General features: G+C 32.9%; 12 protein-coding genes. All 12 read right to left on the reverse strand.

Translation table 11 applies throughout. The annotated features are described in order from the left end of the window. On the reverse strand, positions 1-3,303 hold the full coding sequence (locus tag AAC024_RS01450) for a CRTAC1 family protein (RefSeq protein ID WP_339893393.1): 3,303 nt from the start codon (positions 3,301-3,303) through the stop codon (positions 1-3). 32 nt (positions 3,304-3,335) lie between these two features. Then, entirely contained in the window at positions 3,336-4,382 is a 1,047-nt protein-coding gene (locus AAC024_RS01455) for a UDP-glucose--hexose-1-phosphate uridylyltransferase (protein ID WP_339893394.1), read from the reverse strand. Between the two features lies 1 nt (position 4,383). After that, positions 4,384-5,538 carry a galactokinase gene (locus AAC024_RS01460; RefSeq protein WP_339893395.1) on the reverse strand — a complete coding sequence of 385 codons (1,155 nt, stop codon included), beginning with the start codon at positions 5,536-5,538 and terminating at the stop codon, positions 4,384-4,386. 26 nt (positions 5,539-5,564) lie between these two features. Beyond that, positions 5,565-7,259 carry a glycerol-3-phosphate dehydrogenase/oxidase gene (locus AAC024_RS01465; RefSeq protein WP_339893396.1) on the reverse strand — a complete coding sequence of 565 codons (1,695 nt, stop codon included), beginning with the start codon at positions 7,257-7,259 and terminating at the stop codon, positions 5,565-5,567. 1 nt (position 7,260) lies between these two features. Beyond that, the gene (gene glpK, locus AAC024_RS01470) at positions 7,261-8,742 is read right to left on the reverse strand and encodes a glycerol kinase GlpK (RefSeq protein ID WP_339893397.1); all 1,482 of its coding nucleotides are present in this window, start codon (positions 8,740-8,742) and stop codon (positions 7,261-7,263) included. Positions 8,743-8,759: 17 nt separating this feature from the next. Then, positions 8,760-10,415 carry a solute:sodium symporter family transporter gene (locus tag AAC024_RS01475; RefSeq protein ID WP_339893398.1) on the reverse strand — a complete coding sequence of 552 codons (1,656 nt, stop codon included), beginning with the start codon at positions 10,413-10,415 and terminating at the stop codon, positions 8,760-8,762. Positions 10,416-10,420: 5 nt separating this feature from the next. Beyond that, positions 10,421-12,190, reverse strand: coding sequence for a glycoside hydrolase family 36 protein (locus tag AAC024_RS01480; RefSeq protein WP_339893399.1), 1,770 nt, complete (start codon positions 12,188-12,190; stop codon positions 10,421-10,423). Positions 12,191-12,323: 133 nt separating this feature from the next. After that, a complete protein-coding gene (locus tag AAC024_RS01485; protein ID WP_339893400.1) occupies positions 12,324-13,898 on the reverse strand; it encodes a RagB/SusD family nutrient uptake outer membrane protein in 1,575 nt (524 codons plus the stop codon). Positions 13,899-13,910: 12 nt separating this feature from the next. Further along, complete coding sequence (locus AAC024_RS01490; RefSeq protein WP_339893401.1) at positions 13,911-16,925, reverse strand: TonB-dependent receptor; 3,015 nt, start codon at positions 16,923-16,925, stop codon at positions 13,911-13,913. Positions 16,926-17,119: 194 nt separating this feature from the next. Continuing rightward, positions 17,120-18,136 carry a GntR family transcriptional regulator gene (locus tag AAC024_RS01495; protein ID WP_339893402.1) on the reverse strand — a complete coding sequence of 339 codons (1,017 nt, stop codon included), beginning with the start codon at positions 18,134-18,136 and terminating at the stop codon, positions 17,120-17,122. 20 nt (positions 18,137-18,156) lie between these two features. Beyond that, positions 18,157-18,999, reverse strand: a complete 843-nt coding sequence (locus tag AAC024_RS01500) for an alpha/beta fold hydrolase (protein ID WP_339893403.1) — start codon at positions 18,997-18,999, stop codon at positions 18,157-18,159. Position 19,000: 1 nt separating this feature from the next. Next, positions 19,001-21,757: a PD-(D/E)XK nuclease family protein gene (locus tag AAC024_RS01505; RefSeq protein ID WP_339893404.1), complete on the reverse strand. Its 2,757-nt coding sequence runs from the start codon at positions 21,755-21,757 to the stop codon at positions 19,001-19,003. Positions 21,758-21,788: the final 31 nt, after the last annotated feature.

Genomic DNA, 21,788 nt, shown 5'->3' on the forward strand with positions numbered 1-21,788 from the left:
CTAATCATACTTAATAAATTGAAGAAAATCATTATTTTTCCCGGCTATAATATATTTTTTTCCGTGAACAGAAATAGGTTCTATATCTTTAACATCACCAGGAATAAATAATCCATTTTCAGATGATGATATAGCTTTAAAACTACCTTTATTATCTCCTTTTAAAAACAAACCATAACCACCATCGTTTCTTGGAGTTTCAACTTCAGATGAAAATAAGTTTCCTGCTATAATTGCATCAAGGGCACCGTCTTTGTCATAATCATCAACTTGTATTTTGTTGATGCTTGATAGTTGCGCTTCAATAGGCAGCTCATGAATGATGAATTTACCATCTTTATTTTCTAAATAAACGCTAGCAAAGGATTTTACTTGATAGTGAATCGCAGATTCTAGAGCATCTTTTTCGTAAACATCAACAAGTGTGGCATTAGAAAAGGTTTCATAATTTTTAAATTTTTCTTTAATATTTGGATTTTGCTGCGATGAACATTCACGACCTCTAACAGGATATTGCTTTCCTTCGTTGTAGTAACTTAAAACAATGTCCTTTTTATTATCGTTATCAAAATCATTCACATAAATATCGAAGGTATCATCTTGTGTGGCTTTGTATTTATAGTTTAAACCGTTGTTTCCAACTAAATAATCCATATCGCCATCGCCATCAAAATCGCCCTCATTAATGCTCCACCACCAACCTGTAGTGTCTTTATTTAAGCCCATGATTTCAGACACATCTTTAAAAGTTCCATTCGTATTTTCAAAAACTCGAATAGGCATCCATTCGCCAACTATGATGATATCTTCTACATTATCATTATTAAAATCGGTTATAATAGCTGCCGTTGCCATTCCTAAATTTTTAAACGTTTCAGCGGAAGTAATAGTGACATCTTCAAATTTTACAATGCAGTTTTCACTTTTATTTTCTAATAAGTAGCTATTTGCAGAAGCAGGATAATTTCCAGGAACTTGTCTGCCTAAAACCAGTAAATCTTGTTTCCCATCTTTGTTGAAATCTAGATTATAGACCTTTGAACCACTTGTAATCATCTCAGGAAGTGCGCTTAATTTTGTAAATTTTCCTGAACCATCATTCAAATAAAGTCTATCTTGAAGCATTTTAGATTTAGGTGAAAACTCATAACCGCCACTAACTACATATAAATCGTTGTCGCCATCGTTATCAGCATCAAAAATTAACGCCCCAACGTCTTCACTAAGTTTATCTTCTTCTAGAAAAATGCTTTCTTTCTTTTCAAATCCGTTTTCAGCCTGAAAAAACAAATTTCCTATCCTATTAAAAGCACCTCCAACAAAGTAATCATCTAAACCATCATTATTCAAATCGCCAACTGCTAGAGCTGGCCCAAAAGTTGACATTTTATGTGGCAATAACACTTGATATTTAAAGTCATCAAATGTATTTTCATCGTGTTTATGTTCAGGAAAAACATCTTTAACATTTGAATTAAAAATAGTGTTTTCAATATTGAATTGTTCATTTTCTAAACTTGCGTTGGAATGATTAAAAGTTAGAATTTCATTTACTGAAACGTCTCTTTTTACTTCAACACTTCCATCAATCCAAACAACTTTGAGCTCGTCAATTTTATTGGCTTGCCCCAATCCAAAATGCAATTCTGGAGCAACAGATGATTGAAAACCACGAGTTAGTGTCAATTCTTGCATTTGGGTTTCATCATTAACTGTAACGAAAACACGATTTCCTAAACCGAATTTATTATTAGAAGTACCTTCAAAGTTAATAGTGATATAATTATTGATTTTCGAGCTGTTATTTTGAAAAACGGAAGCTTTGTCATCAATATTATTAGTAATGATTTCTAAATCGCCATCATTATCTAAATCGGCGTAAGCCACTCCATTTGAGAACCCTTTAAATTCGATACCCCAATCTTTATTAGCTTGTTCAAAGTTTAAATCTCCGTTGTTTTTATATATGAAATTATCAATACGCTCTGAAGGTATTTTCATGCTCATTTCAAGTGTTTTATCACTTTCAATGGTAAAAGCATCATCAATTTGATTGAAGAAATCACGATTGTTAACTTCTCGACGTGTACCGTTTGAAACGAACAAATCTTTTAAACCATCGTTATCAAAATCAGCAAAAAGAGGTCCCCAACTCCAATCTGTAGACGATACACCTGTAATTCTAGACACATTTGAAAAAAACGGATTTCCTTCCTCGAAAACTCCCGTATTCATCTGCAAACAATTCTGCATATATTGGTAATGAAAACCTGCGTCTACAACACCCCAAAACAAATCGGGGTTCATACCTGCCATATTTGCTTTTTTGCGCTTGTTGGTTTTGGCGTCCATATCTACTTGAAATACATCGAGATTTCCGTCGTTATTAAAATCGGCAATGTCAACGCCCATACCATAAAAAGCCGTATGTGACGTTGCTTCTTTTATAACTTCTCTAAACGTGCCATCTTGATTGTTCATGTATAAATAATCAGGGGAAGCAAAATCGTTTGAAATGTAAATGTCTGGCCAAGAATCATTATTTAAATCGCCAACTGTTGCGCTCAACGTTAGTCCGAAACTTTTAACACCAGCTTCATTGGTAACATTAGTAAATTTGCCATTATCGTTTCTATACAAGTGGTCAGTTTCAACGTCGTTTACAGTTTTCATTTTTTGTTCGTAAACGTAAACTGACGCATTGAATTTTGTTATTGGGTAGTTAGCTACATAGACATCTAAATCGCCATCTTTATCATAATCAAAAAACGTCGCTTGAACACTTTGTCCAGCATCTGCTAAACCGAATTCTTGAGCTTTTTCTGTAAACGTTCCGTCTTGATTATTAATATAAAGTTCGTTTGATTTTGGTGTAAATTTCCCAGCTACTGAGCAATAAATATCTAAAAAACCATCAGCATTTACATCGGCCATTGTAACTCCTGTGTACCATCTTTTATCGCCCGAAACACCTGATTTTTCAGAAATATCCTCAAATTTAAGATTACCTTTGTTTAAGTATAATTTGTTTGAAACTTGATTTCCTGTAAAAAACACATCTTTTAAACCATCGTTATTAATATCTCCGACAGCAACACCGCCACCCATATATAAATAAGAATAAGTAAAGTAATTTAAAGAATCGTTTTCTGTGAGATTATTGCTAAATCCAATTCCAGTTTCTGATTGATGAAGAGGTTTAAAAACCGTATAATCGTCAATATTTTTTTCTTTAGAGCAATTTAAAAACAACATTATTAATGCTGAACATATCAAAAACCCGCTTATCATTTTTATTTTCATCTCATTCCTTCCTTCTATCAAAGGCCTTTTTACTAATTATTTTCTAAACTAAAATGAATATTTTTTAACTTTTTTAATGCCTCTGCTGCTTGTTCGGCAGTTATATCTCGTTGTGGGTTTGCAAACATTTCGTAACCTACCATAAACTTCTTCACTTCAGCTGAACGCAATAACGGCGGATAAAACGACATGTGCAAATGCCATTCAGGATGCAAATTGCCATCCGTAGGACTCTGATGTATTCCTGATGAATAGGGAAAAGAGGTTTCAAAAAGATTATCATATCTAGTGGTTAATTGTTTGATAATGGCTGCAAATGCAATTTCTTCTTCTCTATTTAATTGTCCGATATGTTGATAATGTTTCATCGGAATAATCATGGTTTCATATGGCCAAACAGCCCAATATGGAATTAAGGCTACAAAATGATTATTCTTTAAGATAATACGTTCATCCAGTTCTAGCTCTTGTTTTACATAATCAGATAAAAGACTTCTCTTGTTTGCTTCCCAATATCTTTTTTGTTGTTGTTGCTTTTTTAATACAATTTCAGGTATCGAGTTTTGTGCCCAAATCTGGCCGTGTGGATGAGGATTACTGCATCCCATGATTTCGCCTTTATTTTCAAATATTTGAACATGACTTATTGATGACTGACTGCCGAGTTCTGCATATTCCTTTTTCCATAATTTTATTACTTGTGTAATTTCATCTACAGACATTAAAGGCAATGTTAATGCATGGTTGGGAGAAAAACAAATTACCTTACAGATTCCTGATTCTATTTGTGCATTTAACAAACCATCATTAAACACCTCTTTTTTAACTTCTGATATAAGTGCTGAAAAATCATTTACAAAACTATAAGCCCCTCTATAATTTGAATTTTCTTTGCCGCTCGTTCTTATATTTGTAGGGCATAAATAGCAATTCTCATCATATGTTATTTTCTTTATAACAACTGCCTTATCTTTTTTACCCTGCCAAGGACGCTTAGTTCTATGAGGAGAAACTAGCACCCATTCATCTATAAGGATATTATATCTTCTATGTGGTTGTGTATTTATGTGAAATTCCATATCAAATTTTTGTAACCCCATCACTTATACTAACATGTATTGGAGTCAATTCTATATTAAATTTTTCCTGATACGCCCCTGATATTTTTTCAATAAATTCGTCAATATGACTTTTATGAACAAGATTAATCGTGCATCCTCCAAAACCGCCACCCATCATTCTGGATCCAATTACGTAATCTAAATTCGTTGAAAAGTCTACTAAAAAATCTAGTTCCTGACAACTAACTTCATAAAGATATCTTAATCCTCTATGAGATCTGTTTAAACATTCACCAAACTCTTTTAAATTATTGTTTTTTAGAAATTTTACGGCTCTTAATGTTCTTCTATTTTCTTTAGTAACATATAAGGCTCTGTTGAAAATTTTTTCTGGTAATACTTTCTTAAATTCCCGAACAACTTTTGGTTTAACTTCTATTAAGTTATTAAAATTAGGATATTTCATTTGTATAGCTTTCAATGCTATTTTACATTCATCTCTTCTTATATTATATTCACTACTTGCTAAATTATGAGATATGTTTGTATTGAGTAATACTATTTTATATGGAGCCAAATTTGCCTCAATTAATTCATAGTCTAACGTTTTACAGTTTAAAAGTATAAGATGATTTTTTTTACCTTTTACAACTGCAAATTGATCCATAATCCCGCATTTGGTACCTACAAAAGTATGTTCTGCATCTTTTGATACTGTAATTATTTCTATATCAGTTAATCCAAGATTAAACAATTCATTTATACCTTTTGCCATACCGCATTCTAGAGCGGCTGAAGAGCTTATTCCAGAGCCTAATGGTAAATTGCTTTCTATTATACAATCAAACCCTTTTACCAAATTTGGTTTTACTATATTTATATGATAAACCACTCCAAGAATATAGTTTTGCCATTCGGTCTCACTCCTTTTTAAATTATTTAGATTTATTTCGAAACTACTTTTAAAATTACTTGAATATATTTTACATGAATCACTATTATTCTTTCTGAAACTTAATGTTATAGTTTTATCTATTGCGGCAGGTAAAACATAACCACCATTATAATCTATATGTTCACCTATCAAATTTATTCTACCTGGAGATTTAATAATAATCTCATACGATAATCCAAAATTCTCTAGCTTTTCTCTATTTTGTGAATGTAATGTCATGAAAATTGTTTGTTTAATTATTTTTATCATAGATTATTCAGGAATTCTTTTTCATAATAAGTTGTGGCATCTTCTAAAAGCAGTTTCATATTTTCGTTTTCAAAGGTCATACGTTTTATATCCCATTTTAAATATTTTACACAATCTTCAGAAATGATTTTCATATACTTTTTTACACTTGGAATATTGAAATATAACCTTCCCGTACGGCGTACAAAGAAATCGGTTAAGCTATTTGTCATTTCATGATATATACAGTACCAAAGTTCGGCTCTAATTAATCGTTCTAAGGCATCTTGGTTATCGAATGTTTTTGATTTATTGATAATAATATCTGATTGTTTACCATAGGTTGTGCATAAATACCAAGCATGATAAGCATCTGAAATACCCAATTCTAGAAGTTTTATTTCTAATTCCTTTTCATAAATTTCTACGTTATGTGAATTCTCAAGTGAAGGACTAACCAAAGGAATTTTTGCTGTTTTAGACTTTTTTAAGTCTTTTTTGTGCTTACTCTTCATGGTTTTTAAAACGGCTTCAATCACACGGTCTGCCATTCTACGATACCCTGTAAGTTTTCCTCCGGCTATAGAAATCAATCCGCTTTTAGAAATAAACAATTCATCTTTTCTTGATAATTCAGAAGGGTCTTTATCTTCTTCATGAATTAATGGTCTTAAGCCTGCCCAGTTAGATTCAATATCATCAATGGATAAAGTAACGTCTGGGAATGTTACATTTATCGCATTTAATAGATATTTAGCATCGTCTTTTGTGGCAACAACACGGTCTAAATTTCCTGAATAATTTGTATCGGTAGTTCCCACGTAAGTAGCGCGACCCCTTGGAATGGCAAAAATCATTCTACCATCAGGTACATCAAAATAAAGCGGTTGCTTTACGGGTAGTTTTTTAAACGGAAATACAATATGAACGCCTTTGGTTAAATGTAAATACTTATTGCTTATAGAATGGTCCTTAGCACGTAATTTATCAACCCAAGGACCAGCAGCAGACACATAATTTCTTGCCTTTATTTTGACTGTATTTTCAGTATTTCCATCGATACAGTTCAGACTTTTAATTTTGGAATCATCATTGTAATTAAAGGATTCCATTTTGCAATAATTAATGATGGTTGCTCCCAAAGACGCTGCTTTTTTTAATATTTCAATAGTTAATCTAGCATCATCCGTTCTATATTCTGCATAAAGACCACTGCCTAAAACGGCATCTTTATTAAGTAAAGTTTCTTTTTGAAGCGTTTCTTCTTTGTTTAGCATTCGGCGTCTGTCATCTCCTTTAACATCCGCTAAAAAGTCGTAAACTTTTAGTCCGATAGAGGTCATCATTTTTCCATAAGTACCGCCTTCAACTAAAGGCAACAACATTTTTTCTGGAATGACTAAATGCGGTGCTAATTTATGAACTATGGCACGCTCAGAACCCGACTCCCTTACCAAACCAATTTCAAATTGCTTAAGGTAACGTAACCCACCATGAATTAATTTTGTGGATTTATTACTGGTTCCTGAGGCAAAATCATTTTTCTCGACAAGACATACTTTTAAACCACGAGAAGCCGCATCTAAAGCTATTCCTGCACCAGTAACACCACCACCAATAATTGCTAAATCAAATTTTGTAGTTTGTAATTTTTCGATTTGAGCTGTTCTATTTAAAACTGAAAATTCTATGATTTTTTCCTTCGCCAACATCTTACTTTCTTTTTGTTCTTTTTATAGCTTCTTTCCAGCCTTTATATTTCTTTTTTCTTGTTTTTTCATCCATTTTGGGGCTAAAAACAGTATCTATTTCTCGTATTTGAGCAATGTCACTTTTTGTCCAAACACCTGCTTTTATACCAGCTAATAGTGCCGCTCCAAAAGCGGTAACTTCTATCATTATTGGTCTATCAACTTCAACATTCAACAAATTTGATTGAAATTGCATTAAATAGTTATTAGCACTTGCACCGCCATCAACTTTTAAAGTTACTATTTTTTTATTGCTATCTTTTTCCATAGCACCAATAACATCTTTGGTTTGGTATGCTAAGGCTTCAACAGTAGCTTTAATCAATTCTTCTCTTCCTGTATCTAAGGTCATGCCGTAAACACTACCTTTTGCTTTGCCGTCCCAATGTGGTGCGCCCAAACCTGCAAAAGCGGGCACTACATATACGTTTTTTAATGGAGGAATACTGTTGCAAATCACTTCTGTATCGCTGGCCTTTTCTATAATTTTCATGCGGTCTCTCAACCATTGAATGGAAGCGCCGCCTGCAAAAATGCTACCCTCCAAAGCGTAATTTACAGATTCGGAATCTAAGCTACAAGTTAACGTGGTCAGTAACCCTTTTTTTGATTTTACTTGTTTTCCTCCAGTATTAAGCAAAATAAAACAACCCGTCCCAAAGGTGCTTTTTGCAATACCAGCTTCAAAACCACCTTGACCAAATAATGAAGCTTGTTGGTCTCCAGCCACCCCATAAATTGGAATTTGAATTCCTTTATAGTCAATCACGCCAAAATCTGAGGACGAGTTTTGAACTTTGGGCAACATGTTTTTTGGTATGTTAAGCGCTTTAAGCAATTTATCGTCCCATTCTAGTTTTTTTATATTGTAAATGAGTGTTCTTGATGCGTTTGTATGATCTGTTAGATGTTTTTTTCCTTTTGTGAATTTATAAATTAACCAACTGTCAATTGTTCCGAAAAGCAACTCTCCTGCTTCGGCCTTTTCTTGGGCACCTTCCACATGATCTAAAATCCATTTTAGTTTGGTACCTGAGAAATAAGAATCTATAACTAAGCCCGTATTTTTTTTGATGTAACTGGACAACCCCTTTTTGCTTAAATCTTTACAGATATCAGTGGTTCTCTTATCTAACCAAACTATCGCATTATGTATGGGCTCGCCCGTTTCTTTATCCCAAACAACAGTAGTCTCTCTTTGATTGGTAATGCCAATTGATGCAATTTCTTCAGGATTAATTCCCGATTCAGATACGGCTTGATTAAAGGTATCCAATTGATCTTTATATATTTCCAAAGGATTATGTTCAACCCAACCAGATTGCGGATAGTGTTGTGTTAATTCTTTTTGTGCAATGGCTTTAATCTGACCTTTTTTGTCAAAAACAATGGTTCTTGTACTTGTTGTGCCTTGATCGAAGGCTATGACATATTTTTTGTTCATGGTTTGAAGTCTTCAATTTAGAAAATTAAATAAGTGCTTAACACTAAAATTGTAATGGCTATACCAACGACTTTAGCGTATTTCCAAGGTGTAATATCGATTTGCTCTGTAACTTTTGGTTTATACTCATTTTTATTAGGATAAAGTTTACCCAGTAATAACATGAAACCAACATTGATAACAAACAGAATACCCATAATATGTAAGAAGTGTGGATACGCTTTTGCTTTTATAATACCTAGTGCTTTAGCATCTGTAATACCATTTGCTGCAGCTTCTGTTAATGCTGCATCAACAAAATGTGGACTTAATACAAACTGACTAACTAGGTACATGAGTACTCCAACGGTAAGCACAATTTTTGCGCCCAAAGCAGGAACGTTTTTGGTAGCCATACCAACAGCAACAACTGCTAAAATAGGCACGCTTAAACTTCCTAAAGATTCTTGAATATAGGAAAATAGTCCATCTGGAGCATTCGCTATAAATGGCGCAATACTCATGGAAATTAATGCCAATAAAAGACCAAATACTTTTCCAGCTTTTACCATTTTATGTTCGGACGCGTTTTTATCAAAATATTGGCGGTATAAATCGACACCAAACAATGTGGAGCTACTGTTTAATAAACTATTAAAAGAGCTTAAAACCGCGCCAAATAAAACAGCGGCAAAAAACCCTAAAAACGCGCTAGGTAATACTTTTCTAACTAAAGCAGGATACGCTTGGTCTGCGTTTGTTAAGTCGTTTCCAAAAATATGCCACGCAATAATACCTGGTAGCACCACAATAATTGGGATTAAGAATTTTACAAATCCAGCTAATATCATTCCTTTTTGTCCGTCTGCTAAGCTTTTAGCACCAAAAACACGTTGTAAAATAGATTGATTTGTTCCCCAATAATACATTTGCGCAATCATCATTCCTGTAAAAATGGTACTAAAAGGAATGAACGAATCTATCTCGCCTTTGGCATTAAATTTATCTGGGTTTTCAGTCCATAATTCGTTTAATCCATCTGAAACATTGCCATCTCCAATAAGCATCAAACCAAAAATTGGTATTAAAAGGCCTCCAATTAATAAACCAATGGCATTTACTAAATCTGAAACAGCAACGGCTTTTAGTCCACCAAAAATCGCATAAATAGAACCAATAATTCCAATAGATAACACACAAATCCAAATAACAGATGATTGTGATATACCTAAAGTTTCAGGTAAATCAAACATGGTGCTAAATGCTAATGAACCTGAGTAAAGTATCGTGGGCAGAAGAACAATTCCGAAAGCCACCAAAAACAAAATGGATAAAATTGATTTAGTTTGTGCATCAAAACGCTCCTGAATAAACTCTGGGATGGTCGTGATTCCAGAGCGCATGTATTTAGGCAATAAATAAATGGCAGTAACTATCAACGAAATTGCTGCCAGTGTCTCCCATGCCATTACTAAAACCCCTTGTGCAAACGATTGTCCGTTAAGTCCAACAATTTGTTCTGCAGATAGGTTTGTTAAAAGTAAAGAACCAGCAATAGTTATATAACCCAAACTTCTTCCACCTAGGTAATACCCATCAGCTGAATTTTCATCTGTCTTTCGGGTGGCATACCATGCAATAAATGCTACCAATAATGTAAATCCAAGAAATGAAACAATTGATAGAATATCCATAGTTGTTATTTATTTAAAGTTAGTTCTGCTAATCCGCAATGGGGAATATTAATTTCCATGACACCTTGGTTTAGCACTATATCTTTTTGATTTACAAGTTCACCTTTGCAATTAAAGATACTGCAATTATAGTTTCCTAAATCATTGTTGATTTTAAGAATGGTGCTCTCTGAAAGTTTTGCATTTAAAATATGAATATTATCAAAATTTTCTTTTATTTCAATAACATGATCGTCATAAACTCCAATGATTGCTTTATTATTTTTAATCACTTTTTGAACAGGATAGTTCGCTAAAGGTCTTGAAGGTGTAAAATCTCCGGACACGATTAAGTCTTTGTTTTCATTCCAATAATTGGTATAGAATTCAACCATTTTCAAATGATCCTTTGGTAATTCTTTTAATACCACTGAAATTTGTGGAACCCCAAAAAGGGCATTTACCATTTGTAAAGCAGCTACTTCTAATTGCTCATCATAATGCCATGTAATCATATCTGAATGCACCGCGGAATTTCCTGCTAACATTCTAATATCTGCTATTCTAACACGATTCATAGTCGCATCTCCAGGGCAATCAAATGCACGAAACATATTGCCATATTTACGCATGGCGGGACCGGTGTATTTTTGCCTGAATTCGATAAACACATCCGGATTTATATTTCTTAGAGTTACCATTACGTCCGTTAATAACCTATCTACAGCTTCATTTATTGACACAAAATCCATTTCAGAATTATGCTTTGGTGTATCAACATACAATTTAAAATCATCAATAAAATCCAACTTAAAACCATCTAATTCCCACTCAATCAAGGCGTTTTTATAGATGTTTATAAGATATGCTCTCACTTCAGGATATCTAGGATCAAAAACGGGCGCCCAAAAATGATTTTCAGTTAAAAACTTGCCTTTGAATTTTTTGTAAGCTTCTGATTTTTTTCCGCAAAAAGGCACAGAAAACCAAAACCCTACTTTCATGCCAATAGTATGAATAGTATCTACAAATGCTTTGGTTTTTAAAAGACGCTCTGGTTTCCAGTCGCCTGTATAGTCATACCCTCTATTACCATCATTGGTTTGCCAACCATCATCTATAATAATGGCTTTGTAGCCCAACTTATAAGCTATTTTACATTCATCAAACAATACGTTTTCTTCCAAGTTTTGATGAAATTGATACCAAGTTGAATACAGAGGTGTTAATGCTATTTCTGGGACAGGAGCTGGTTTTAAATTTTCATAAGTTTCCCACCATTTTGAAACTTCTTTTAGTGCTTTTGAAAAATGTTTTTCTCCAGTATCTATTCTTATTTGTGTATTAAAATGACTGATTTTAGATTGTTGTTCTGCAAAAAAGGTAACATAACAATAAAAACAATCATCTTCTTCTCTTATTTCGGCATTTAACTCAAGTTTATTAATAGCGTTGGAGCAAGCAAATGTGTGAATGTTGCCGTCATCATGACCAAATAGACTTATAACTGGCGCATCAATGGAGATTCTAGATTCCATAGGCTTCTTTTCCCAATCGGCATGTATGCGTTTTGCGAAATCTGTAGTAGGTTTCCAAACCCCCTTGACATTATGAGCTGGTATTTTCCATTTCAGTGTTAATGGCTCGGGTTTTTTTGGAGTATCAGAAGTGATTTGAATATTGTATAAAGACACATTTGAATCTTTAGAAATGGTAGTTATTTCAGTTTTGAAATTATTACAACCACTTTTAATGGTGATGTCTTTTTTAGATGTAGTGTCGACAATTTGCGTCATTTATCAATTGTAATTGGCGATTAATTAAATGTTTATTACATAGTTTGTAATAATTGATTTGAGTAAAAACCGAGTCAAACAAAAAACTCGGTCTTTAATCAAAAATCAAACTAAACTAAATCAAATATATATTTTAATTATAACCAGGGTTTTGGTTAAGGTTAGGATTTGCATCTCTTTCAGAATTTGGAATCCAAATTAATTCATGCTTTCCATTTTCGAAAGCACCACCACTTAAAGATTTTGGATGATCGCCATGTAAAGAAGTTCCTCCCATATAATCATCAGCAAGACCCCATCTTACTAAGTCAAAGAAACGATGGCCTTCGCCAGCTAATTCCATAGCACGTTCCTCTATGATTGCTTGACGCATATCTGCTTGATTAATTGTTGGATTAGTATCAGCAATTAAAGTTAAACCCGCTCTGTCTCTAACCATATCTATATGAGGAATAGCTTCAGAAGTTCTGCTATCTTCATTTAAAGCCTCAGCCAACATTAGCAATACATCAGCATAACGAATTATTCTCCAGTTGTTGCCTACGTTGGTGCCTAAAAAGTCAACGGCATCTCTTTCTCCTAAATCCATACCAGCATATTTTCTTGAAAAAATAGGTTCTACACCGGCATCATTGGCAGTGGTAATGTCTTCAGCCATATCAGTTGTAAACGCAACACCACCATATCCCGTTGCACCAGGAAAATCATATACTAAAGTTTCATTTCTACGTGTAGTATCGCCATTAGCTTCAAATAAATCTTTCAACCAAGGGTTTACAACATGACTTCTATCTGGTGATTTAGAAGGTGGCGCATAATCAATATGAAAATTACCCATGCTACCTGTTCCAGGAATATCTGAGCCCCATACAAATGTATCTTGACCTAAGAATTGTAATTCGAATACGGACTCACTGTTGTTCTCGTTGGTGGTTGTAAAGTTATCTCCAAATTGCGCACCTGGTAATAAACTGTATTTACCTACTAAGCTTCCTAAAGCCGTAGCTGCAGGCTCGTACTCTTTCATATATAAATAGCTTTTTCCTTTTAGGGCAGTTGCTGCACCAGATGTAGGACGTCCTAAATTCTCACCAGTCCAGTTTTCAGGTAACATGTTTTCAGCCATTTCTAAATCTGCAATAATTTGTGCCCAAACAGCCTCAGGGGTTGCTTGTTCTACCAACAGATTATCCAAATCTGGTAAATCTGTTATTAAAGGCACATTACCATATAAGTTTGCTAAGTACCAATAATCAAAAGCCCTTAAAAAATAAGCTTGCCCAACTAAGTTCTCTCTAGTTGTTGTATCTGAGATACCATCTTCATTAACATTAATAATGATATTGTTACATCTAGCAATAGACTTGTAAAGTTCTTGCCAAGGTTCTGTTGCCCAACGATCTCCAGGATTTCCCTGAAAGGTTGACATGGCTGTATTTGACCCAAACGGAAATACATTAAATTCATCCGACCGCAACATTGCACCCGTATGTACAATTCTCCCCCAGAAAAAAGTTCCGGTTATTGGATGGAATGCACCATTTATTGCAGATTCTACTTGCTCTACAGAGGTGCCAAAGTTTGCTGTTGACGTAGCGTTGTTGTTACCTTGATCTAAAATATCATCAGAACAAGCAACACCAATTGTCATAAATAACGTAGCTGTTATTATGCCTATTGAGGACTTTATTTTAATTAAATTTTTCATAATTTATATTTTTTAAAACTTAGCTTGTAAACCTAACATGAATGTTCTTGCATTTGGATATGCTCTTTGATCTAACCCTCTACCAAGTAAAGGATTTACATCTGACCTTACTCCTGGTACACCAGAATTGATATTGGCTCTACCACTATTTGTTGATGCCACATCTGGATCGTATCCAGAGTAATCGGTAATTACAAAAACGTTTTGAATGTTTAATGATAATCTTACGCTTTTAATCCAGTCTACACCAAGTGCATTTTCGCCAAAATTATATCCAACTTCCATGTTTTTAAGACGGAAATAAGATCCGTTTTCTACAAAGAAAGAAGATGGTTCTTTGTTTCCTGCAGGATCATCAACAGAAGCTCTTGGAATATTAGTATCAGTATTGCTAGGTGTCCAAGAATTTAAAACATCGGTTAACTTACCACCATCTTGCCATAAGATGTTGTAGTATCTACTCAAGTTATAAATTTCGTTACCAGAAACCCCATTAAAATTTAAAGCAATATCAAATTTTTTGTAATTTCCGTTAAAATTAAGACCATAAGTAAAATCTGGTGTTGGGTTTCCGATAATGGTTTGGTCGTCAGAAGTTATTCCAGCTACACCATCAGTATCCACTCTTATAAAATCTCCTGTTGCAGGATCTACTTTGTCTTCTACGATGTAACCGTAAAACGCTCCAACAGGACCATTCGCCTCAGTTCTATTAACCACACGTAAATCTTCATCAATCCCTGGACCTAATATAGTAGCAGGAATATCTTTTGCTTCATTTTTAAGGTTGAAGGAGAAGTTTGTACCTACGCTATATGTGAAGTCTCCTTCAGATTTTCTATAAGTCACATCAAATTCAAATCCATTATTTACTAAAGTACCGGCATTTCTTGTTACAGGTAAACTAACACCCGCAGTTGAAGGGATACTAATTGGCACAAGAGCATCTTCAACATTTTTTGAATAATAATCTGCCGTAAAATTAAGCGCGCTATTTAAAAATGACATGTCAACACCAATATCAAAAGTTTTTGTGGTTTCCCATACTAAATTTTCATCAGCAAGTGTTGTTTGTGCTAAACCGTTAGCTATTCCACCTCCAAAACTTGTATTAGATTGATTCGCTAGAAAAACAGCTTGTGTTGGATAAAACACATCTGGATAAGATCCTAATTCACCATAAGACATTCTTAATTTAAAGAAGTTGATGTTTTCTGATTTCCAAAAATCTTCATTACTAATATTCCATGCACCAGATATTGAAGGGAAGTAACCTACCTGATTTGCTTTTGCAAATCGTGAAGAAGCATCACGCCTTAACGTTCCAGAAAAAATATATTTATCATTATAGTTGTAATTTAAACGCCCAAAGTATGATATTAAACCAGCTTCATTATTTTCACCTAATAAAATATTCTGCGCACTAGAAGGCAATGCTCCTACAACCTGAATACTATTTGCAGGTGTTCCCTGACCATAAATTCCGCTACTATTTTGTGTTTCAATAAAACGAGTAGAACCTACAACAGCAGTTACTTTATGAACATCATTGAATGTTTTATTATATGATAGAGTTGGCTCAAATAAAAGGTTTATATCCTCTTGTCTAAAATCTGTTAAATCATTTGAAGTGTTAACATTTCTAACGGCATCAACATTACTCATAAAATAAGTTGGAGAGAACTGAAAACGTTTTTGATTTGTGTAATCTACACCTAAGTTAATTCCTGCTGATAAGTTTTCAGTGATTTGGTAGTCTAGTTTTAAACTAGCAAACAATGTGCGAATTGTTTCTAAGTTGTTTTCTAAGGTCGCCAAAGCAAACTGATTTACACCACCAGGGCCTTGTACGTCCGTTGAAGGTGCTTCAAAACCTCCATCATTAGCGGCATTTCTTAAAGCTACAGTCGGAGCGGTTACCCCATCAAAACCATACCAATTATTCTCTTGTAACTTGCCTTCAGTAATTCCTAAAGATTGAGATAATTTAAATTTTCCAAATTCATGCTCACTATTAAATCTAGCATTTAATCTTTTAAAACCAGAACCTATCAAAATACCATCTTGATTGAAGTAGTTAATTGAAGAGAAATAAGATGATTTATCCCCACCTCCAGATAAAGTTAATCCGTAATCTTCAATTATTCCAGATTGTAAATTTTCATCTTGCCAATCGGTATCTGTTCCATTAAAAGATACGGTTGTAGAACTTCCGTCATTAGCAAAACGTTGGTTTAAATAATCTGTATATTGTTGTCCGTTAATAAAATCTAGTTTCTTACTTGGTGTATCGAAACCAATTCTAGAATTAAAAGACACTTCTAAATCCCTGTTTTTTCTACCGTGATTTGTTTTAATCAAAACGACACCATTGGCAGCGCGTGACCCGTAGATAGCAGCTGCTGCAGCATCTTTTAAAACTGAAATATTTTCTATATCGTTTGGATTAATATAATTCATGTTGTCTACAAATAAACCATCAACAATATATAAGGGAGAGGCATTACTTAAAGAGTTAATCCCTCTAATAAACACGTTTCCTGTTCCTCCTGGTTGTCCCCCAGGGTTTTCTACTTGAATCCCTGTAAGCTTTCCTTGCAAAGCAGAAGTTGGGTTACCTGCTACAGTAGTTACTAGTTCGCCTCCTTTAATAGATCCAACGGCGCCGGTAAGTTCTCTTTTATTTGTTGTACCATAACCTACTATAACTACTTCATCTAAAGCAGCGGCATCTTCTATTAATATTACACTAAGGGCTGTTTTATCTCCAATAGCTACTTCTTGTGTTTTGTAACCAACATAGCTGAATACAAGTACGTCATTTGAGTTCACATCTGAAATAGTAAAGTTTCCATCAAAATCTGTAGTTGCTCCTTTTGATGTGCCTTTTACTATAATATTAACTCCAGGTAAAGGGAATTCACTATCAGAAACTGTTCCTGATACTGTGATTGTTTGTGCATAAGCACTTAGTCCAAAAAAGAGAAAGGCTGTACAAAATAACAATCTTAGTAAATCTTTTTTCATAAGATAATTGTTTAATGTTAGTAATATTTAGTTGTTTGTTAATATACTATAGTATGCTACTTTTATAATCAAAAAGCATCTGTGCTACAGTATGCTACTTTGCAAATATATATAAAAAGATGATTAAAAATACGAATTCGAAAAAAAAATGTTGATTTTAACACAATATACCTTAGAAAAGCACTGTTTTTTTGCTATAATGAGTTTCTTTGAAAGAGCTCCGAAGGTATGATTTTATGGGTTTTATCTCCCATTTTTACGTATTTTGCAGACTCTTTGGCCATTTTTTTAAAATCTGTAGAAATTGTAGTAATACCACCAAAAATAATTTCTTTTATAGCATTATCGTTGTGCGCTAGCACGCCAATATCGGTCCCTACTGTATATCCTTTTCGTTTAGAATCTCTTAATACTTCCCATAAGTTGGTGTCATCAATAAAAAAGTATACCGTGCCTTCTTCTATGCTGCTTTTAGTATAACTTTCTTTAACTAATCCTCTAATTTTAAAACCTTTAATAAACTTGTTAAAAGCTTTAAGTATCCCCACGGGATAATCAGAATCCTCTCTATAAAAAAGAACAAACTCTTTATATTTATTTATTTCTGTCAGCAATTTTGTTAACTGGTTATAGGTAGAATTTTCGAACTCTTGAGTTATATAAGAGTAATCAAGAGGAAGTGGAATATGTCTATCGATAACCAACAATTTATCTGACGGGATTTTTTTTAATAAAACACCAACTTCTGGAATTTGAATAGGAGCGACTACATACATGCCATATCTGCCAGAAATTCTTGTCATAATATCTTTAAATACATCCAAATTATTATGATGAAAAAATACGTTAATAATGTATTTTTTGCCTAACTCCTCTCTAAATGTATTATAAAAATCTTCTTGAAAAGTATGAAATGCGTAAAGAACAAGTGCAACTCTTAGCTTTGTACCAGTATTCACGTCAGCAATATAGTAGCCCTTAAAGTTTTTGGATTCTACAATACCTCTACCTTTTAATTCTTCATAAGCTTTAACAATTGTTTTACGAGCATAACCAATTTCAGCAACCATTTTATTTATTGATGGTAAACGGTCTCCTTTTACTAAATCTTTAGATTCTATCGCGCTTGTAATACCACTAATTAACTTTTCATGTTTGTTTAAATGTCTAGCAGATTTTAATTTATTTATATTTTCAAAAACAATTTCCATACGCTATGAGAGATACTTTTTCAGTGATTCAAAAATATAGTTATTTTTTCGATAACTTCTTCTATATGTTTTGGAATAGTGTCTTTTTCCCAAGGATGTGAAACTCCAAAAACATGATTTGCACCTTCAATAACCACTAATTTGCTTTTAGGGCTCCATTTGTGAAGATTATTTGCCTCTTCAATTAAAACACTGGTGTCTGCATCTCCATGAATAATTAAATAAGGTATTTTTAAATCTGAAACAGCTCGTTTTATGGTAAGTCTTTTTTCGTTTTCAATATAATCTTCATAAAACTGGTAATAATGAGGCATTTGCTGTTTTGTGCGTCCGTTTAAAACATATTTAACACCATCTTTTTTCCATTGCTCTAAGTCGCCCGTTGTAGATGTTCTTTTGCCAAAACTAGAAACGCCTGCAAGACTTATAACTTTTTTTATACGATTATCTTCTTCTGATTTTATTGTAACTATACCACCCGCTCGACTATGACCTATTAAATTAATAGTGTTTAAGTTAGCATCATTCTCAAATTTCGTGTTCGAACAAATCCAGTCAATAACAGTTTCTAAATCATCTAATTCTTTAGTGTAGTTATTATTTCCAAAAGCTTCTAAGTCTGGGAAATCTATAGGTTGTTCAGCTGTTCCTCCATTGTGTGAAAAATTGAATTTGACAAAAAAGAACCCAGCTTCAGCAAAAGCTTTCGCCATCAAATTCCAAGCGCCCCAATCTTTAAAACCTTTGTAACCATGACAAAATATCACAACAGGTTTTGGAATACCATTTTCTGTATAAAAAACATCGGTAATTATAGGTTTTTTGTGTTTTCCTGGAATGATAATGTTTTTTGTAATAGTCATTTTAAACTTCTTTTTCAGTGAAATCTATTTTTGGGTTGCAAATTTCAAGGATTAGTTTTTTTAATTCAGTTTCAAAATCAACTAAAGTATCAGCGGTTATTAAAGCGTTTTTGCTTCTACTAAAAGTACTCTCTTTTTTGGAGAATTTTAAAAACCCAGAACTTAAATTTTTAAATGAAATAATACCAGCTTCAATAGGAAGATTAATCTTGTTAGATTTCTGCATCATATAAGCATAAGTTAATACTTGAAAACTTTTGCTATACTTTTTATAATCTGTAGCAATGTCTTCCCAATTAACCACCTCTACTTGGTTTTGCTGGACACTTCCTGTCTTATAATCAATTATTCGGGTTACTCCATTGCATTCATCAACTCTATCAACTTTACCTTTAATTTTAATAGGGAAATTTAGTTCAGGGATATTAATTGTAATATTATTATCAGCTTCAATAGCAATAATTTTAATTTTATCTCCGGCTTTCAAAGTTTTAATCTCTAAGTCTAAAAAGTTAGAAACATAACGTTTTGCTATTTCAAAAATAATAAGGTTTTTACCTTTAGAAATATCGCCTTCTTTGTACTCATTTTTAAAATGATAAGTAACCGTTTGTTCAATTTTAGGTTTTAAGCCTTTAATACCATCAACAGTTAAAAGCTTACCTATAAAAGGCTCATAGAAATCTTCTAGTGTATTATGTACGACTGTTCCAAGAGTATTGGCTGCGACCGTTTCTTCAACATCAACATGATCTTTTATTTTTAAAATTTTCTGATAATAAAAATCAATGGGGTTTCTAATATAGTTTGTTAATGACGATGGCGAAAACCCTTCACTAGCCAGATGAATTATTTGTTTTTGTAAAGCTTCAGTCTTTTTTACAACATTTAAATGCGTCTCAATGGTTGGGACTTGAGGCGCTATAATTTGATGCTTGATTTTATGAATACCCTCAAGCTCCAATTGCGTTATGAATCGACTTTTCTCGCCGCCAATTAAAACATCAGCTTCGGTATTGTATAATATATAAACATTTTTAGCGCGTTGTAACAGTCTGTAAAAATGATAGGTATAAACAGCATCTTTCTCTTTATAAGTTGGTAAGTTGTTCTCAAGTTTTACATCAAAAGGAATAAAAGAATTATTGCTTTTCCCTGCGGGTAATATCCCTTCGTTCACAGATGAAATAATGACCGTTTCAAAATCTAAAACGCGAGATTCCAGCATGCCCATAAGTTGTAAACCTTGTAATGGTTCTCCTTGAAAATCTAGAGTTTCACTGCTTAAAAGTTCTTTATAGATACTATACAGTGCCGATATGTCTTTTATGTGCTGATGTTCTGAGTTTAATCTTGTAAGCTCATTAAATAGCTCGTTAAAACGGAATACATATTCTAACGGTAATAAATTTGATTTTTTGCTTTCATATAAAGAAGCTTTTATGACTAGTATGAGTTTAGAGCAATTCTTTAATGCTAGTACTATTGAATTATCCCAACTAGAAAATAATAAATCTAAGATGAAATTACTTTTCTCAGCTATTTTAATTAATCGGTCTTTATTTAAAAAAACTAAATTATTATTATCAATAGTTTCAATGATTTTAGATGAATAATCGATTCCTTCAATATAAAATAATGGTCTTATAAATTGGTGTGATATAATGTTGATGACATCTTTATAGTAAAAGGATTTTGAATTGATTTTGTGTAATTGAAAAAGGGCATTAAACAATGAGGCTAATGGGATTAATTTTAAAGGAAATCCCATAGTCACATTTAAAGCCTGAATACTTGGTGGTAATGAATTAAGTACAGGAATCAATAAATTCTCATCACCTAAAACAACCGCTGTATTATTTAGTAAATCATTTTCCTTTTGTAGGTCGTTTAAAAGTGAACCAATATATTTTGCTTGACCTATATTTTTAGGAATACCAATTGTGGAAATATTTTTATCTTTTGAATAATTTTCGGTTATCCAATCAAAAGAATTGTTTTTAAAAAATTTCCAGTTGCGTATATGTTGCCTGGTGAATAAAGCAGCATCATGTTTTTGGTTTTTCATGAAGACTTTATCAATATCCCAATAAATTTGGGCTAAATCATTTTGAAGTAATTCTTGAATAATAGTTTCTTCTGAAGTGTTGAGGGCATTAAATCCCACAAACACATGCTTTTTTTTTGAATTGTTTTGAATATAAGCTTCCAAATTCTTCACAGCCTCTCTATAAATTAAACCTTGATATCCAATTTTGTTATTTAAAAGAGAATCTGTAAAATGTGTATAGTAGTTATGTAACTTGTTCCAAAAAGACAAATAGTTTTTTACAAAATCGGTTTTGTTTTCTTCTAACGACCAATGTTTTAAATCTTGAATAGCGCTTAAGTAGTTGAAAATATGCTCTTGAGGAATTAAATAGCGATCAATTTCATTAAAATCTTGAAGTAATATTTGTGCCCATTTTGAAAAGGATTCAAAAGAATCTAAATTTTCTTTTTTTGTTAATTGAGTATATGTCGTGTAAAATTCAAAAAGTAGTTCAGTATTAGAAATAGATTTAATTTGCGATAATTCTTCAACAAACTCTTCAATACTTACAATCTGTGGAGCAAATATAGTTTTCTTAACAACTTTAGATAGTTGATGTTTTAAAAAGAGTCCAGCTCTTTTACTAGGTAATACAAAGGTTAAATCGGAAAGATTTTGGTTATTACTTTGTAAATCTTTTAAAACATCGTTAATGAAAGTTGTCATACCCTAAAAATAAAAAACGCTTCGGTAAACC

This window comes from uncultured Algibacter sp., from assembly GCF_963976535.1.
Taxonomy (GTDB): domain Bacteria; phylum Bacteroidota; class Bacteroidia; order Flavobacteriales; family Flavobacteriaceae; genus Algibacter_B.

Excerpts from the sequence above, each read along its gene's own strand:
- AAC024_RS01475 (WP_339893398.1), bottom strand. The coding sequence starts at position 10,415 with ATGGATATTCTATCAATTGTTTCATTTCTTGGATTTACATTATTGGTA.
- AAC024_RS01465 (WP_339893396.1), bottom strand. The coding sequence starts at position 7,259 with ATGTTGGCGAAGGAAAAAATCATAGAATTTTCAGTTTTAAATAGAACA.
- AAC024_RS01485 (WP_339893400.1), bottom strand. The coding sequence starts at position 13,898 with ATGAAAAATTTAATTAAAATAAAGTCCTCAATAGGCATAATAACAGCT.
- AAC024_RS01495 (WP_339893402.1), bottom strand. The coding sequence starts at position 18,136 with ATGGAAATTGTTTTTGAAAATATAAATAAATTAAAATCTGCTAGACAT.
- AAC024_RS01460 (WP_339893395.1), bottom strand. The coding sequence starts at position 5,538 with ATGACATTACATTCACAAAATAGAGAAAAGCTAGAGAATTTTGGATTA.
- AAC024_RS01450 (WP_339893393.1), bottom strand. The coding sequence starts at position 3,303 with ATGAAAATAAAAATGATAAGCGGGTTTTTGATATGTTCAGCATTAATA.
- AAC024_RS01480 (WP_339893399.1), bottom strand. The coding sequence starts at position 12,190 with ATGACGCAAATTGTCGACACTACATCTAAAAAAGACATCACCATTAAA.
- AAC024_RS01505 (WP_339893404.1), bottom strand. The coding sequence starts at position 21,757 with ATGACAACTTTCATTAACGATGTTTTAAAAGATTTACAAAGTAATAAC.
- AAC024_RS01490 (WP_339893401.1), bottom strand. The coding sequence starts at position 16,925 with ATGAAAAAAGATTTACTAAGATTGTTATTTTGTACAGCCTTTCTCTTT.
- AAC024_RS01455 (WP_339893394.1), bottom strand. The coding sequence starts at position 4,382 with ATGGAATTTCACATAAATACACAACCACATAGAAGATATAATATCCTT.
- AAC024_RS01500 (WP_339893403.1), bottom strand. The coding sequence starts at position 18,999 with ATGACTATTACAAAAAACATTATCATTCCAGGAAAACACAAAAAACCT.
- glpK (WP_339893397.1), bottom strand. The coding sequence starts at position 8,742 with ATGAACAAAAAATATGTCATAGCCTTCGATCAAGGCACAACAAGTACA.